Source organism: Hymenobacter volaticus (assembly GCF_022921055.1).
Taxonomy (GTDB): domain Bacteria; phylum Bacteroidota; class Bacteroidia; order Cytophagales; family Hymenobacteraceae; genus Hymenobacter; species Hymenobacter volaticus.
In genome coordinates this window covers 90,864-105,373 of sequence record NZ_CP095061.1, presented here as the reverse complement: position 1 = coordinate 105,373, position 14,510 = coordinate 90,864, and the positions used below count along the sequence as shown (strand labels likewise).

Annotated in this window: 13 protein-coding genes; 11 read left to right on the top strand and 2 right to left on the bottom strand. The window is 44.7% G+C overall.

The window, feature by feature from the left end; translation table 11 throughout:
• Positions 1-148: 148 nt before the first annotated feature.
• From MUN86_RS00380 to MUN86_RS00330, 11 genes are all read left to right on the top strand, one after another.
• Positions 149-919: an exopolysaccharide biosynthesis polyprenyl glycosylphosphotransferase gene (locus MUN86_RS00380; protein ID WP_245120524.1), complete on the top strand. Its 771-nt coding sequence runs from the start codon at positions 149-151 to the stop codon at positions 917-919.
• A gap of 446 nt (positions 920-1,365) precedes the next feature.
• A complete protein-coding gene (locus MUN86_RS00375; RefSeq protein WP_245120522.1) occupies positions 1,366-2,166 on the top strand; it encodes a polysaccharide biosynthesis/export family protein in 801 nt (266 codons plus the stop codon).
• A gap of 38 nt (positions 2,167-2,204) precedes the next feature.
• Complete coding sequence (locus tag MUN86_RS00370) at positions 2,205-4,571, top strand: GumC family protein (RefSeq protein WP_245120519.1); 2,367 nt, start codon at positions 2,205-2,207, stop codon at positions 4,569-4,571.
• 28 nt (positions 4,572-4,599) lie between these two features.
• The gene (locus tag MUN86_RS00365; protein WP_245120517.1) at positions 4,600-5,247 is read left to right on the top strand and encodes a hypothetical protein; all 648 of its coding nucleotides are present in this window, start codon (positions 4,600-4,602) and stop codon (positions 5,245-5,247) included.
• A gap of 179 nt (positions 5,248-5,426) precedes the next feature.
• Positions 5,427-5,960: a hypothetical protein gene (locus MUN86_RS00360; RefSeq protein ID WP_245120515.1), complete on the top strand. Its 534-nt coding sequence runs from the start codon at positions 5,427-5,429 to the stop codon at positions 5,958-5,960.
• Positions 5,961-6,063: 103 nt separating this feature from the next.
• Positions 6,064-7,206: a glycosyltransferase gene (locus MUN86_RS00355; protein ID WP_245125545.1), complete on the top strand. Its 1,143-nt coding sequence runs from the start codon at positions 6,064-6,066 to the stop codon at positions 7,204-7,206.
• A gap of 2 nt (positions 7,207-7,208) precedes the next feature.
• Positions 7,209-8,354, top strand: a complete 1,146-nt coding sequence (locus tag MUN86_RS00350) for an XrtY-associated glycosyltransferase XYAG1 (RefSeq protein WP_245120513.1) — start codon at positions 7,209-7,211, stop codon at positions 8,352-8,354.
• A gap of 13 nt (positions 8,355-8,367) precedes the next feature.
• Complete coding sequence (locus MUN86_RS00345) at positions 8,368-8,847, top strand: VanZ family protein (RefSeq protein ID WP_245120510.1); 480 nt, start codon at positions 8,368-8,370, stop codon at positions 8,845-8,847.
• Between the two features lie 9 nt (positions 8,848-8,856).
• Positions 8,857-9,408 carry a WcaF family extracellular polysaccharide biosynthesis acetyltransferase gene (locus MUN86_RS00340; RefSeq protein WP_245120508.1) on the top strand — a complete coding sequence of 184 codons (552 nt, stop codon included), beginning with the start codon at positions 8,857-8,859 and terminating at the stop codon, positions 9,406-9,408.
• Between the two features lie 48 nt (positions 9,409-9,456).
• The gene (locus MUN86_RS00335; protein ID WP_245120506.1) at positions 9,457-10,701 is read left to right on the top strand and encodes a WcaI family glycosyltransferase; all 1,245 of its coding nucleotides are present in this window, start codon (positions 9,457-9,459) and stop codon (positions 10,699-10,701) included.
• A gap of 120 nt (positions 10,702-10,821) precedes the next feature.
• On the top strand, positions 10,822-11,574 hold the full coding sequence (locus MUN86_RS00330; RefSeq protein ID WP_245120504.1) for a class I SAM-dependent methyltransferase: 753 nt from the start codon (positions 10,822-10,824) through the stop codon (positions 11,572-11,574).
• A gap of 29 nt (positions 11,575-11,603) precedes the next feature.
• On the opposite strand, the gene MUN86_RS00325 is transcribed toward MUN86_RS00330, so the two are convergent.
• Both MUN86_RS00325 and MUN86_RS00320 read right to left on the bottom strand, forming a co-directional pair.
• Complete coding sequence (locus MUN86_RS00325) at positions 11,604-13,334, bottom strand: glucosamine inositolphosphorylceramide transferase family protein (protein WP_245120502.1); 1,731 nt, start codon at positions 13,332-13,334, stop codon at positions 11,604-11,606.
• 91 nt (positions 13,335-13,425) lie between these two features.
• Complete coding sequence (locus MUN86_RS00320; RefSeq protein WP_245120500.1) at positions 13,426-14,436, bottom strand: glycosyltransferase family 2 protein; 1,011 nt, start codon at positions 14,434-14,436, stop codon at positions 13,426-13,428.
• Positions 14,437-14,510 lie beyond the last annotated feature (74 nt).

Genomic DNA, 14,510 nt, shown 5'->3' with positions numbered 1-14,510 from the left:
CCCTACTGCCTGATCTACTGCTTACTACCCAATTTGTGCCTTGCTTGGCTGTCTCTCATCATCACGCCAAACAACCTAAAATTGTCTCATTTGAAGACAACATGAAATTTCTATAAAAATTATATTTTATCAGTATTCCTTAAATTATTTGGATTTATTTTTTGTAGACAGAGTTTTCTATGATAATTTTGTGACTAATACATATTATATTGGATTCATGCAACAGGAATCGACCTTACATTTTGATTGGAGCCCCGCCCCTACCCTGGAGAAGCGGAATTCCACTCATTACACGCGCTATAAGACATCTCCTAAGCTAGCTGTGCAAACTTCATCTCTGAAGCGCGCTTTCGACTATTTGTTTGCTGCAATTGTGGCAATCTTGGTGCTTAGCTGGCTGATTCCCATAATTGCACTTCTCATCAAACTAGAATCGAAAGGGCCAGTGCTCTTCAAGCAGCTTCGTACCGGGAAAAACGGTACTCCGTTCTACTGCTTGAAGTTTAGAAGCATGCGCATCAATGCTGATGCAGACCTAAAGCAAGCTCATAGAGGTGACAGCCGCATTACTAAAGTGGGTGCCTTCTTACGCAAAACTAGTCTTGATGAATTACCCCAGTTTATCAATGTATTGAAAGGTGAAATGTCGGTAGTAGGACCCCGTCCGCACATGCTTCGCCACACAGAAGACTACTCTAAGGTCATTGACAACTTTATGGATCGGCATTTGATCCTGCCCGGTATTACGGGTTGGGCACAGGTATCAGGCTATCGTGGCGAAACCAAGGAAACCGAGGCCATGGCTAAACGCGTAAGTGCCGACATCCACTACCTTGAGAACTGGTCGTTCTGGCTTGATCTAAAGATTGTGCTAATGACCGTTACGCAAGTGTTCAGAAGCAACAAGCATGTTTTCTAAAATCTTCTCAATTACTAAGCTGTCCTGATATGAGTTGCGGCTGGCACAGCATATGGCAGTGTCAGTCCTAACATTAGCGGGCCGTACTTATACCGTTATCTCAAGCATGTGTAGGATGGGCCTTCTGCTTAGCAATGACTAAGAGCTAGTGGTGAGTATCCACATTGCCACCTAGCTGCCGGATGAGAGAATAGCACTCCTTAACATAAGGAGGATGGGATGGCTCGGCAGCAAAGTAGGTGGAGAAAGTATCGAATCGGAAGATAGCTAGCGTGCTACAATCGCCAATAAGCTGATTTACAAGCAGGTTCAGCGAAGACTCAGCTTGGCGTCGTACGGTTGAGATTGTGGTAAGTCAAGCAAAATCAAGTACATTAGCGCCTACATTCAAGCATATAAATCACTGATTTTTACAATCAGCATTGATTTAGTATTATTCACCCACAATGACCACACTTTTTAAAGATTCAAAAATGCTAAGGAATTTTCAATATTTTATTGTATTACTCTTTTTTAGTTCCTGTGCGGGTAGAAGCTTGACGTATTTCGGTAATTTAAAAGAGTCTGAAACTTATACATCAACTATTACCAATAAAGTAGAACCGGTTATTCAGCCAGATGATTTATTAAGCATTACGTTGAGTAGCTTAAATCCTGAATCAAACGTTCTGTTTAATAACGGTCTATTGCAAGCTCCTGGTGGAGGTGGAAGTGCAGGTTCTGGCGAAAAATTAAATGAGGGCTACCTAGTAGATAAAACAGGCTCTATCAACTATCCTGTTTTAGGCACATTGAAAATAGCTGGTTTAACAAAAACAGAAGCTATTCAACTTTTGACGACGAAGATCAGTCAATACGTTAAGAACCCCATTATCAACATCAGGTTCTTGAATTTCAAAGTAACCGTTGTAGGTGAGGTGAACCACCCTGCAACTATTGATGTTCGCACCGAACGAATCAACATTGTTGAAGCGCTTGGCTTGGCCGGCGACATGACGATTTATGGTAAGCGGACTAACGTGCTAATCATCCGAGAAAAGAATGGCGTTAGAAATACCGCTCGAATCGACTTAAGCAATAAGGAAAGTTTGAACTCTCCTTACTATTATCTGCAGCAGAACGATATCGTTTATGTTGAGGCAGAAAAGGCAAAAGGCTTACAAGCTAGTTCCAGCAACTACTACTTACCTGTAATTGCCACTATAGCTTCTTTAATTAGTGTGTTGTCCTTTATAATATTTAGATAAGCAATTGCTCAACAAACCCAAAACCGAGCTCTAAGAATATGAGTAATCAAGAATTGTTTCCTCTTTCTTCGGAAAGAAATGAAGCGGTAGATTTAAAATCTGCGTTTTCAAAATACCTGCGCTATTGGTACTTGTTCCTAATAGGAGCCGTTATCACTATTGGTATTGCGTATGCGTACCTACGGTACTATGCTGTCCCTGAATATTATACGAGCAGCCTTATTCTGATCAAAGACGAAAAGTCAGAATCTGGCACGTCTTCGGCAATGGCAATCAACGACCCGGACTTGTTTAAGTCGTCCAAGAACGTGGATGATGAAGTGGAGGTCTTGAAATCGAAGACTCTGATGCAGAGAGTTATCAGAGAGCTTGACCTGTCGATAAGCTACGTGGTTGAAGGCAGAATTCGCGATGTTGAGATTTATGGTAAGGGTCTGCCTATTCAGATCATTACCAAAAAAATGAATCCCAAATACCCCAATCCAGCTTTCTCAATCCTGTTGACGGGTAGCAACTCATATAAGCTGATTGACACCGATGGAAAAACCAACGTTTATCAGCTAGGCGAGGAAATAACCAAACCTTACGGCTCATTTACGGTAGCACCTGGTCCTGCATTTTATACAAATACAAAAGGACCCAACAAGAAAATTAATATTCAGTTTCATCAGCTAAAAGATATGGCTGATGTATTCTTCTCGCGTGTTGATATTAAGCCTAGCGCTAAAAATGCTAGTGTAATCACCATGGGTATAATTGACCCTATCCCTGAAAGAGGTGAGGATATTATCAACAAGATTATTGAAGTCTACGAGAAAGAATCGGTCGAAGACAAAAATGCTAAAGCAACTAATACGGTTGCCTTCCTTGACGAACGTTTGAAATATATTACGGCAGAACTTGCTGGCGCTGAAAAGAACGTTCAGCAGTATAAGAGCCAAGAAGGTATTGCAGATGTTTCCACTCAGGCATCTAATTACTTGTCGCAAGCCAGCGACTACAATCGGCAGCTTTCGGAGTGGGCTACTCAGATTGAAGTATTGGAATCAATCGAGCGGTATATGTCTTCGTCGGAATACAAGACAGTACCAAGCTCTCTTGGAATTCAAGATCCTACTTTGTTAGGATTGATTACAAGCTTCAACGACTTGCAACTGCAGCGTGAGACTCAGTTGCGCACAAGCACAGCTGAAAACCCGGTTGTAGTAGGCATCAATGAGCAACTGGCTAATTTGCGGCGGAATATTCTGGAGAACCTTCGCAACATCAAGAGGGGCTTGGTTATTACCAGCAATAATTTAAAGCAGAACTCTGGCAATTTCCAGTCTAAGATCAAGCGCGTACCCTTGATGGAAAGAGAACTGCTGGAAATAAACAGACAGCAGGCCGTAAAGCAGAACCTGTATTTGTTTCTGTTGCAGAAGCGCGAAGAAGTTGCTCTTGCTTTGGCTGCCACTGTATCCAACACACGGGTTATTGACCAAGCAGTAAGCACGCCTTACCCAATCAGCCCGAACCCTCAGAACATCTATCTGATTGCTCTTCTTGCTGGTCTAGGAATTCCGTTTGCTGGCATCTTCCTCAAAAACATGTTGAACGACAAAGTACAGAGTCGTTTGGATGTTGAGAAGGCCACCGCTACTCCTATTCTTGGCGAAATTTGCCACAACTCGCGCAGCGCTCGCAACGCGGTAGTAGTAAATAAGGACAGCCGCAGCCCAATTGTGGAGATGTTCCGGCTTGTGCGTGCCAACCTGCACTTTGCAGCTATTGGTAAAGAGAATAAGGTAATGCTTATCACCTCGAGCATGGGTGGTGAAGGCAAAACTTTCTTCAGCATCAACCTCGGAGCTAGCTTAGCTCTGACAGGCAAGAAGGTTGTTTTACTTGAACTGGACCTGCGCAAGCCTACGCTGTCATCGAAGCTTGGCCTGAACGATAACGTAGGTATCACGAACTACCTGACGTCTGATACCATCACCATCAACGACATAATCCGGACTTCAGAAAAAGCGCCCGATCTGTTCGTGATAAGCTCGGGGCCGCTCCCGCCCAACCCAGCTGAATTGATGATGTCTGCCAAGCTTGCTCACCTTATCAACGAGCTCAAAGACATCTTCGACCATATCATCATCGATACGGCACCAATTGGCCAGGTTTCTGATGCATTCAGCTTGAGCCCACTCGTGGATTCCACTATCTACCTGCTCCGCTACGGCTTCACTTATAAGAAGCAGATCGAGATTATAGATTCTATCTATCAGAACAAGCGCTTAAACCACCCGATGATCGTGTTGAACGACGCGAAGAAGGAGAACACCAGTACCTATGGCTACGGCTATGGTTACGGCTACGGCGAAGAGGTAAGCACAAGCTCAAAAAAGAAGAGCTTAGAAGCTCAATAGTAGATTATCTTATTTAAGCAATTTCACAGTGTCCACCACCAACATTGCAGTAATTCGCCCGGAGCCAAGGGTTGTGTTGGAGCGGCGCAAGAATGCAGCAAAAGACCCAAACCGCTTGCTCAAGCAAGGGGTTTGGGCCTATTTTCTACTTCTAATTTTCGAGGGGGCGTTGCGTAAATGGTTTCTGCCAGGTTTAGCAACTCCTCTCCTTATTGTCCGCGACCCGTTGGTCGTATGGTTATTATTTGTCACTTGGCAGCGCGGTTTACTTCCAGCTAATCCCTACATGATTGGGATGATGCTGATTGGACTACTCTCAACCTTTACGGCCGTACTCTTCGGCCACGGCAACATTGCGGTTGCTATATACGGAGCCCGCATTTTGCTACTTCACTTCCCGATGGTGTTTGTGATTGGTCGCATCTTCAATCGCGAGGATGTAGTGAAGCTAGGGAAGGTGACGCTGTGGATAGCCATTCCGATGACTGTCCTTATTGCTTTGCAGTTCTATAGCCCACAGTCCGCCTGGGTGAACCGTGGGGTAGGAGGCGACATGGCTGGTGCAGGTTATAGTGGTGCGCTAAACTATTTCCGCCCCCTGGTACCTTTTCCTTTACCAACGGCAATACGCAGTTTTTCATGTTTGTCGCGTGTTTTGTGTTCTACTTCTGGCTGAACTCACAAAACGTAAACCGCTTGGTCCTCATTGCTGCGACAGCAGGCTTGCTTGCTGCCATACCTATGTCGATAAGCCGCTCTCTGCTGTTTAGCGTAGGCGTAACCATGATCTTCACGTTAGCGGCAGTAGCTAGAAAACCTCAATACCTATCCAAGATCATCCCTATTGGTTTTGCAATGGTCATAGCCTTGGCAGTCCTGAGCCAAGCTAGCTTCTTCCAGAACGCAACCGAAGCCTTTCTCTCCCGCTTCACCAGCGCTAGCGAAACTGAAGGTGGCTTGGAAGGCACCATTGGCAACCGATACTTGGGTGGGATGATATCAGCTCTAACCGGCACTTCCAACACGCCTTTCTTTGGGTACGGCATCGGAATGGGTACCAACGTAGGTAGTATGCTGCTGAGTGGCGGCACACAGTTTCTGATAGCAGAAGAAGAGTGGGCGCGCTTGATTGGCGAGATGGGCCCATTGTTCGGTATAATCGTAATTTTCCTTCGGGTTGGGTTCTGTATTAAAGTTGCTTTTGCTTGCTATGAAAAGCTTAGTGCGAGCGACTTTCTTCCTTGGATTCTGCTGAGCAATGGCCTGCTATTGATACCACAGGGCCAATGGGCACAGCCAACCGCTTTAGGATTCAGCACTTTAATAGCGGGGCTATTAATTGCTTCCTTGCGGAGCGCCCCGCTAAAACGTGTAGTTCGCACAAGCTGATTTAGACTTGTCTAGCCACGCTGTGTGGCACTAGTATTACACCAAAATCAGCGTCGTGAACATAGTTTTCTTTGCACATCCCGACTTCCTCGGTCATCAGAGCATGCCCCGCTTCGCAAGAATGCTGGCAGAAGGGATGAAGGACCGAGGACACAGCGTTGAGATACTTTCGCCTCAAGCAAAAGTATCTCGCGTTCCTGCTCCACGAGTTTTGCGGAAATGGCTGTATTACATCGATCAGTACATCACCTTTCCGAGTTCCGTACGCAAGAAATTATCTAGCTATTCGCCGGATACGCTCTTCGTGTTTACTGACCACGCCTTGGGCCCTTGGGTACCCATAGTAGCCGATCGGCCACACGTGGTACACTGCCACGACTTTTTAGCGCAATGGTCGGCTTTGGGAGCTATACCGGAGAATCCTACGGGGTGGTCGGGGCGCCAGTACCAGAAGTATATTCGGCAGGGTTACTCGCAAGCCAAGCATTTCATTTCTGTTTCCCAGAAGACGCAGCAAGATCTTGCTCACTTTCTGCCCTCCGCTCCTCTCTCTTCCGAAACCGTCTACAACGCGCTAAACCAAAAGTTCAGCCCCGTAGATTTAAAGCAAGCACGCGCCTCCTTAACCAAGCAAACCGGCATAGACTTAAACGCTGGCTACCTCCTGCATATCGGAGGGAACCAGTGGTATAAGAACCGAGCCGGAGTTGTTGAAATTTATAATGCGTGGCGCAAGAACACAGGTGGCACCCTTCCACTTTTGTTGATTGGCGAGGCCCCAACGCCCACCCTGATGCAAATGCGTGAGCAGTCTGCTTATCAAGACGATATTCACTTTCTCACGAATATCCCCGACGAATTTGTGCAGTTGGCGTATGCAGGGGCTTCTGTGTTCATTTTCCCATCACTTGCCGAAGGCTTTGGCTGGCCTATTGCCGAGGCAATGGCTTCGGGATGCCTAGTCCTCACAACCAATGAGGCCCCGATGACGGAAGTGGCAGGAGATGCAGGTTTCCTGGCCCCCCGCCGTCCCGGTGCTGAAGAAAAAGTTGCCGCTTGGGCCGACGAGTCAGCTCAAGTGCTCCAACAAATCCTCTCCCTCTCTCCCTCCGATCGGAGCCGTGCAGTGGAGTCAGGCATTCTTAATGCCAAGAGGTTTGAACCTAAGAAGCTATTAGATCAAATCGAGACGATTTATTTAACCTGCACCAAAGAAACAGCCGGAATAAGTAAGCCGGCCCGTTAGACATGAAGATACTTTTCATAATTCCTGTTTATAAACCTGCGTACATATACGGAGGCCTAATGGCCGTTGTGTATTTGCTAGCCGAATCCTTGGTTCGGAATGGTCATGATGTAACGGTATATACAACCACCGCCAATGGCAAAGAGGAATTAGATGTCAAAACCGGTGAGGAAGTACTAGTTGACGGTGTTAAAGTGTATTATTTTAAACGATACACGAAAGGCAACTCCCACCTATCACCAGGATTTTGGAATAAAATATTCCAAACAGTTAACGATTTTGATGTAGTCCATCTGCACTCATGGTGGAGCCCCGCTATTGTAGCAGCGGCGGCAGTTTGCCGTATGCGAGGCGTGAAGCCGATTTTGTCACCCCACGGCATGTTCTGCGATTATATATTGACTACAAATAATAAAGTCAAAAAGCAGATTCTGCAAACCGTTGTAGGTAAGTCATTGCTCAAGAACACTTTCCTCCACGTGTCAACACCAATGGAGTGGGAGGAGAGCCAGCTCATACTAAAGGAAAAGTGGGAAGGAGCCGTTATATCCAACCTGGTAGAGCTCGACAATGTGAAACCTCCAGTAAAACGAGATGCAAATAGCGTCTTCACTGTAGGCTTCATATCAAGGATAGACCCGAAAAAGGGCTTGGATATATTGATCAAAGCTCTTGCAAAAGTATCGTTCAACTATAAGCTTCAGGTGGCCGGCACTGGCGAGGACGATTACGTCAATAAGTTGAAGAGTTTAGCCGTAGAGTGTGGTAATGCTGACAAGATTGAATGGGTAGGCTGGAAAGACAACGTTCAGAAAATGCAGTTTTATTCTGAAATAGATTTGTTTGCCCTTACCTCGCATAACGAGAATTTTGCTGTCGTAGTAATCGAATCTTTGTCGGTAGGAACTCCCGTATTCTTAGGCAAGAATGTAGGGCTGTCCAGTTATGTAGCAGACAAAGAGCTGGGCTGGATAACGAATATAAATGATATCAACCAAGTTACCGCAGATTTAGAGTTGGCTTATCACGAAGCTGATAAGCGCAAATTCATTCACGAAAGTGCACCTGATATTATTTCTCACGATTTCAACAAGAATTTCCTTACTAAACAATATACCGATTATTATAAAACTTTGATGCCAAGCTAAATTATCGACGCATATGTCATTACGCCATTTCCCGCTAAAAAACGCACCGTTCTATTATTTAATGAAACATATAAGAACTTTCTTATTTTTTTCTTATGCAGGATTACTCACTTACATCGTCTTTTTTGCCAGAAGAAGACAATCTCTTGTTTGGCGGGACAACCTAGTGAATTTGGTTCCTATCAAGCATACTATTCAATCATTTCGGCGTTCCGATCTTATAGGTTTAGAGAATAATGTTGCTAATTTGTTAGGCAATGTAGTTATTTTCGTGCCTCTTGCCTTTTTCCTGGTTAATATATTTGGTATTTACACCAAGAGGAAAATAATACTTATTGGGTTCTTGATGAGCTTTTCCATTGAGCTAATCCAGTTCGTTTTCAGAATAGGAGTACCTGATATCGATGATATTATTTTAAATGTAACAGGTGTAGTTATAGGGATTTATTTATATAAAATTTTCTGGGCTGTTCTCAGAAATAAGCCAAGGTAAAGTTGTTGTATGTTGCAGACCGATTTATCTAAATTCGATACGGAAGGGTACGTCGCTGGGCCCAAGCTTAAAGTATTGATTTGGTTTTTCTTCAATTACTTGATCATGGATAGTTTCTTTCCATGGCCTTATAAGCTCAAACGGTCTTTATTAATATTGTTTGGAGCGCAGGTAGGAGAAGGATTGGTAATCAAAAACAAAGTGCGAATCAAGAACCCTTGGCGCCTCACTATCGGTAAGAATTGCTGGATAGGGGAATCCGTCTGGATAGACAACTTAGAGGATGTTGCAATAGGCAACAACGTTACTCTTTCGCAAGGGGCTATGCTTCTTACTGGCAACCATGACTACAAAGTCAGTAGCTTTCCTTACAAACTAGGTAAAATAACCTTGGAAGATGGTGTGTGGATTGGTGCTCAATCGGTGGTATGCCCTGGTGTGCGGTGCGAGTCGCATTCTATTCTCACTGTACATTCTGTAGCCACCAAGAACTTAGATGCATGGGGAATTTATGCCGGCAACCCGGCAACCTATATGCGTAAGCGCGAAATTCTCACGTAAGCGCAACAGCAAAACCATGAGTTCACCCCAAATTACGTTCCTCGCAGCATGAAGAAAAGGATATTACTTATTGGATATAACTTTTCTCCTGAGCCTACCGGTATTGGCAAATACAGTGGGGAAATGATGGCATGGTTGGCCAAAAACAACTACCAGTGCGATGTTATTACAGCCTATCCTTATTACCCACAATGGAAGGTAGATCCTTCTTATTACAACAGCCGATATAGCTTCAAAACAGAAACAGTAACACTTCCCTCAGGGGGAACATTACAAGTTCATCGATGCCCGATGTATGTTCCTTCGGTTCCTTCCGGTTTGAAGCGAATGCTGTTGGACATGTCTTTTTCCCTGACCGCTTCTCTGAAGCTCATCCAGCTGCTTTTTACTAAAAAATTCGATACAGTTATTACTGTTGCTCCCTCCTTTCAATTTGGCTTGCTAGGAATAGCGTGCAAAAAAATATCGAAAGCCAAATTCTCTTATCATATCCAAGATCTACAGATCGAAGCTGCAAGAGATTTGAATATGATACGCTCTAAAGGCGTGATCAATACCCTATTCAAAGTAGAAAAATATATCTTTAATCAGGCCGATCATATTAGCAGTATATCGGAAGACATGATTAAGAAGATAGAAGCTAAAGCGCAAAAGGAAGTATTATTATTTCCTAATTGGACTGATAATTCGCTATTTTTTCCCATCGATGATAAGGCAGGCTTAAAAGAGCAATTTGGTTTCAATTCTAACGATACGGTCGTTTTATATTCGGGAGCAATTGGTGAAAAACAAGGACTGGAATATATTCTGCACGCGGCAAAAAGCTTTGAGAACAGAGAATCCGTGAAGTTTGTAATTTGCGGTTCAGGACCATACAAAGAGAAACTACAAAATATGGCTGCTGGATTGCAGCTGAAGAACGTTATATTCTTGCCTTTACAGCCATTCGAAAAATTCAACCAGTTTCTGAATATGGCTGATATTCATTTAGTTATTCAAAAAGGTACAGCCGGCGATTTAGTTATGCCTTCCAAACTGACTACCATATTAGCGGTAGGCGGTTTGGCTGTTGTTACGGCAAATCAAGGCTCAGGCTTACATTCTCTTTTGAGCAAATACGAAATGGGCTTGCTAGTAGAAGCCGAAAATCAGCACGCTTTAAATGAAGGCTTGCGCAAGGCCATTGACGAGGATAATCAACGCCTTACTAAAAACGCTCGAACATACGCCGAGAATTACCTTTCAATAGAAAAGGTTATGAGGACCTTTGAGAACACCGTCATAAACTCATAATAACATAATAATGGGAATACTCGCGCATGCTTTATAATTGCGAGCTTTCCCCTGTTATTTGCGTTTACATTACTATTATTTAGTATCTAGCAGTCTATCATTTACGCGTAATTCTAGATCATGTCTCTAAAAGCTACTCTTCCTGCTGACTTTGTTGTAGAGAGAGGCCAAACGCAGAAAGACGTTAACTATACTATTCTGGCCAATCTTGCCAGTAGGTTTCCGAAAGATGCTACTATCCAAGCGTTGGATTTGCCGTGTGGTAACTTGGAGTTTTTAACGTATTTGCGGAAATTATTTCCGTCTGCAAACTTATGGGGCGCAGACCTTTTCCCTCCTAAAACGAAGAGCCAAGACGTATCCTTTGTTGAAATGGATTTGACAAAGGATTTTACGTTGCCTGATCAACAGCAATTTGACCTCATTACTTCTATTAGCGGCGTAATGATGTTTAGTAACACCCTATCCTTTATTCGAAATTGTGCTTCTCGGTTAAAACCCGGTGGAACTTTTATCGTCACAAATGATAATTCTGCTACCGTCATCGACCGGATAGCTTATTTGCTTTTTGGGAGATATCGGATGTTCAGGCCGATCTATGATGACACAGAAGAATTAACCGAGAACGTACCTGTGCAAGAGCTTTGCCGGCTTCTGCGCAAGCAAGGGGTAGAGATTGAGAAAATTGAATACACCTCCTCTTATTCCAAAGACTTGGTGTATTTGCCAGTTGCTTTATTGGTGTATCCAATACAAATGCTTTACCTCTCGCGCTTAAAAACAAGCTTACCCCAGAGCTTAAAGCAACAGATGTATCCTTTCAAACACCTCTTCTGCAAACATTATATTATCACGGGCAGAAAAGTAGCTTGACCTAGTTAAGCGCTAGAGCAGTTACGGTCTTAGCGAACTGAACTAACTGCTTTCACCTCTGGTACTGCTTGGCTTGACTGGGCAATTTGTGGCGTATGCGGTTTCTTCTTGAACTTGATAAAGCCTGATATCCAGATCCACACAGCCAATAGAGTAGCGAAAGGAATAAAGCGGCGGCGCTTGAAATCGATTATGGTGCGCGTTGCATCAACCGCTACAATAGTGTGCAGGCCATCGGGATAATCGGGATGCGGAGAAGTTAGTACCGATGCTTCTCGTTCAACGTATTCAGTTGTGGTGAGCGTGAGTACCTCGTTGATGGTAATGCCATACCCATAGTCTTTGGCACAATCCTGAGCGGGGCGATAAAGTTTGCCGCCTTCTTCGAAAAACGGTCCAGCAGGACGTGCACTGCGAATATCCGTCTTAACGGGATTTTGCGGGTGCTCATGCCAAGGCCCCTCTATACGGTCAGCGTAGGAGATGTACAGATTGAGCATGGGGTCACGGTCCATGCGGGTGTAGAACAGCCAGTAACGCCCATCATACTCCAGCAAGGTAGAGTCGACGGCGGGTGCTTCCAGCAACAGCTGACCCGTGGTATGATCCGTGACCGGCTTGCGCAGATCGTACATACGGATGCCGTTGGTAACCCAAGCTTCGGGGATACAGTAAGGCCCGAAAAGAAACGGATATGATAAGTGAAATGGAAAGTCTAAGACCAATTCAGGCACGCTGCCTTGCTCCCATGGATAGTTGAGGCGTGAAATGTTGCCGCGTCGTACACGGTAATCGTATGCTTCAAAGTAAATCACGGCTCCTGATGCCTCTTGCCGCGCGAAACAGTCAGCATAGAACACGTTTCTGCTAGGAAGTACGGGAGCATCTACTTTCACTCCGCGCAGTGTTTCTGGGCGGAGGAAGTCCTGGATGGGTCTATCTACTACTCCCATATTCCATTGATCGGCTTGCAGGTATACGTTGTATAGCTGCTGAACCTTCTGCTTCACTAATTGCCCTAGAAAGCGCAGTGTAGCTGTATTGGAGGGCACTTGTACTTCGCTGACAGCAGGCAACGATTGAAGCGCTGAGCTAGGCAGTTTGCAACCGGCAAGTAATTGGCGGCACATGTCAGCAGGCCAATTGCTGCATTCCTTGTATAGAGTGGCCGCACTAAGTGACAGGCTATGCGGCAACGTGCGGAAGTATCCTTGCTTCAACACTGTGGTTTCTCCTGTGCCTGCCAACTGGTACAGTGTGGCCGGAGTGACCATCTTATGGGTATGAGTTTCCCAAAAGCCAATTGGCAAGTTCGGCTTGTTGCTTTGCGCTCCAAACTGAAAATACCAAACGCCTACTTGAGTTAGGTTGGCAACCAAACTGCTAATAGATTGGTCGGCAAAGCTTAAAATGAAATCCAACTGATAACTACTTATGGCAGCAACCGTTGTTTCGTCGAGCTGCACCTTAGCAGCCTGCAACTGCGGAGTGCACGTAAGCCTCGGTACGTTGAGAGCAAAGTCGCTGGCAGTAGTGGTTTGCAGAAGAGCTGAGGGCCGGTAAAACCACTTCAGGTAGCGTTGCCATAGTAAGCTTCCTTCTTGCGCAGCCTTTGCATTCTTTGCGTCTACTTCAATCAGTACTTCCAACGAAGTATTGGCAAGCAGCGAGATAGAGCGAAGCGCTTGGCTTTCCCAAGAGCGAAGATAGGTTCCCTGATAAAGTACCCCGATTCGAATTATTCGAGCATTATTTGTCATTAAAAATCATAGCGGTAGCTACAAGCTTGTGCGGCGAACTTATTCCGCAGTGAAGCTCTAACTACTCCTAAAAGCGCGAGGTAATTACTTTCTAGATTGGATTAGGTATATCACTTTGCCTAAGACCCCGCCGATACTTCTTAAATGTGGCTTTCAACGCTGTCATTAAATCACTATAACTGCTCAAAATAGATCCAAACCCATTCATGTGAGCCCAAGCAAACATTTGCGCTCTTTTTGAAGATGATAATAGATTGAGAGCTTCAGCTAACTCTGATTTTTCTTGTGCTGTATAAACGTCGGAGCCTAAGCAATCTGATAGTACTCCTGCAAAGTTTGCTCTTTCCTTGTATAGTTGAGTTATGTTCCAGCCACGTTTTTTATACGCGGGCTCTAGTACCTCTTCGAATACCTTCCGCACACCGTCAATTTCCAGCATTTTGCGCCGCTGCCGTACCTTACCAGCATCAGACCACACGCGGTAAAAAGCAAGAATTTCGTCGAGGTAGATATTACCAAATCCGGCGGCAGCTAACGCAGCAGAAAGATGAAAGTCTTCCGCAGAATTGGGGCGCCCCGTGTTGTAATTAACGGCCTCAAGAGCTGCTCTTCTAAACATGATGATGTTAGCTGCCACTCTGTATCCCTTCTTGGAAGCCAGCAAGGCATCTTCACTCTTCTGAAATCCTGATTGACGAATGAGCAGTCTTTGCCGAAGGAAGTTTCCGTGCTCGTCAATTTCTTGAATTGCGCCGTGCGCGTAAGCGGCCTCCGGATGACGCACCAACAAAGCCGAAAGCTTTTCGATGTAGGAAGGAGCTAGAATATCATCAGAATCGAGGCGTACTATAAATTCTCCAGTAGCTTTTCGCAAGCACTCGTCGGTATTTTTAGAGATTCCGACGTTTTTCGGTTGCCGAAAATTTTTCAGTACCGGTATTTCTTTCTCTAATTCCTTTAAAATCTCTGCAGTGTTATCAGTACTGCAATCATCTAGAATAATGATTTCACTTGGTGCAACTGTTTGGTTGAACGCACTACGCACGGCAAGTGCTAAGTATTGCGACTGGTTGTAAGTAGGAATGCAGACTGAAACCTTCATTAGCATATTGATTGTAAACTCCCTTTTACGGCAAAAGAGAGTTTAGAGCGTTTGTTGTTACCTAGATCTTGATA

What these genes read in the sequence shown, in the direction of transcription:
- MUN86_RS00375 (WP_245120522.1), top strand. Translation starts at nt 1,366, where the DNA reads ATGACCACACTTTTTAAAGATTCAAAAATGCTAAGGAATTTTCAATAT.
- MUN86_RS00370 (WP_245120519.1), top strand. Translation starts at nt 2,205, where the DNA reads ATGAGTAATCAAGAATTGTTTCCTCTTTCTTCGGAAAGAAATGAAGCG.
- MUN86_RS00360 (WP_245120515.1), top strand. Translation starts at nt 5,427, where the DNA reads ATGGTCATAGCCTTGGCAGTCCTGAGCCAAGCTAGCTTCTTCCAGAAC.
- MUN86_RS00355 (WP_245125545.1), top strand. Translation starts at nt 6,064, where the DNA reads ATGCCCCGCTTCGCAAGAATGCTGGCAGAAGGGATGAAGGACCGAGGA.
- MUN86_RS00350 (WP_245120513.1), top strand. Translation starts at nt 7,209, where the DNA reads ATGAAGATACTTTTCATAATTCCTGTTTATAAACCTGCGTACATATAC.
- MUN86_RS00345 (WP_245120510.1), top strand. Translation starts at nt 8,368, where the DNA reads ATGTCATTACGCCATTTCCCGCTAAAAAACGCACCGTTCTATTATTTA.
- MUN86_RS00340 (WP_245120508.1), top strand. Translation starts at nt 8,857, where the DNA reads ATGTTGCAGACCGATTTATCTAAATTCGATACGGAAGGGTACGTCGCT.
- MUN86_RS00335 (WP_245120506.1), top strand. Translation starts at nt 9,457, where the DNA reads ATGAAGAAAAGGATATTACTTATTGGATATAACTTTTCTCCTGAGCCT.
- MUN86_RS00330 (WP_245120504.1), top strand. Translation starts at nt 10,822, where the DNA reads ATGTCTCTAAAAGCTACTCTTCCTGCTGACTTTGTTGTAGAGAGAGGC.
- MUN86_RS00325 (WP_245120502.1), bottom strand. Translation starts at nt 13,334, where the DNA reads ATGACAAATAATGCTCGAATAATTCGAATCGGGGTACTTTATCAGGGA.
- MUN86_RS00320 (WP_245120500.1), bottom strand. Translation starts at nt 14,436, where the DNA reads ATGAAGGTTTCAGTCTGCATTCCTACTTACAACCAGTCGCAATACTTA.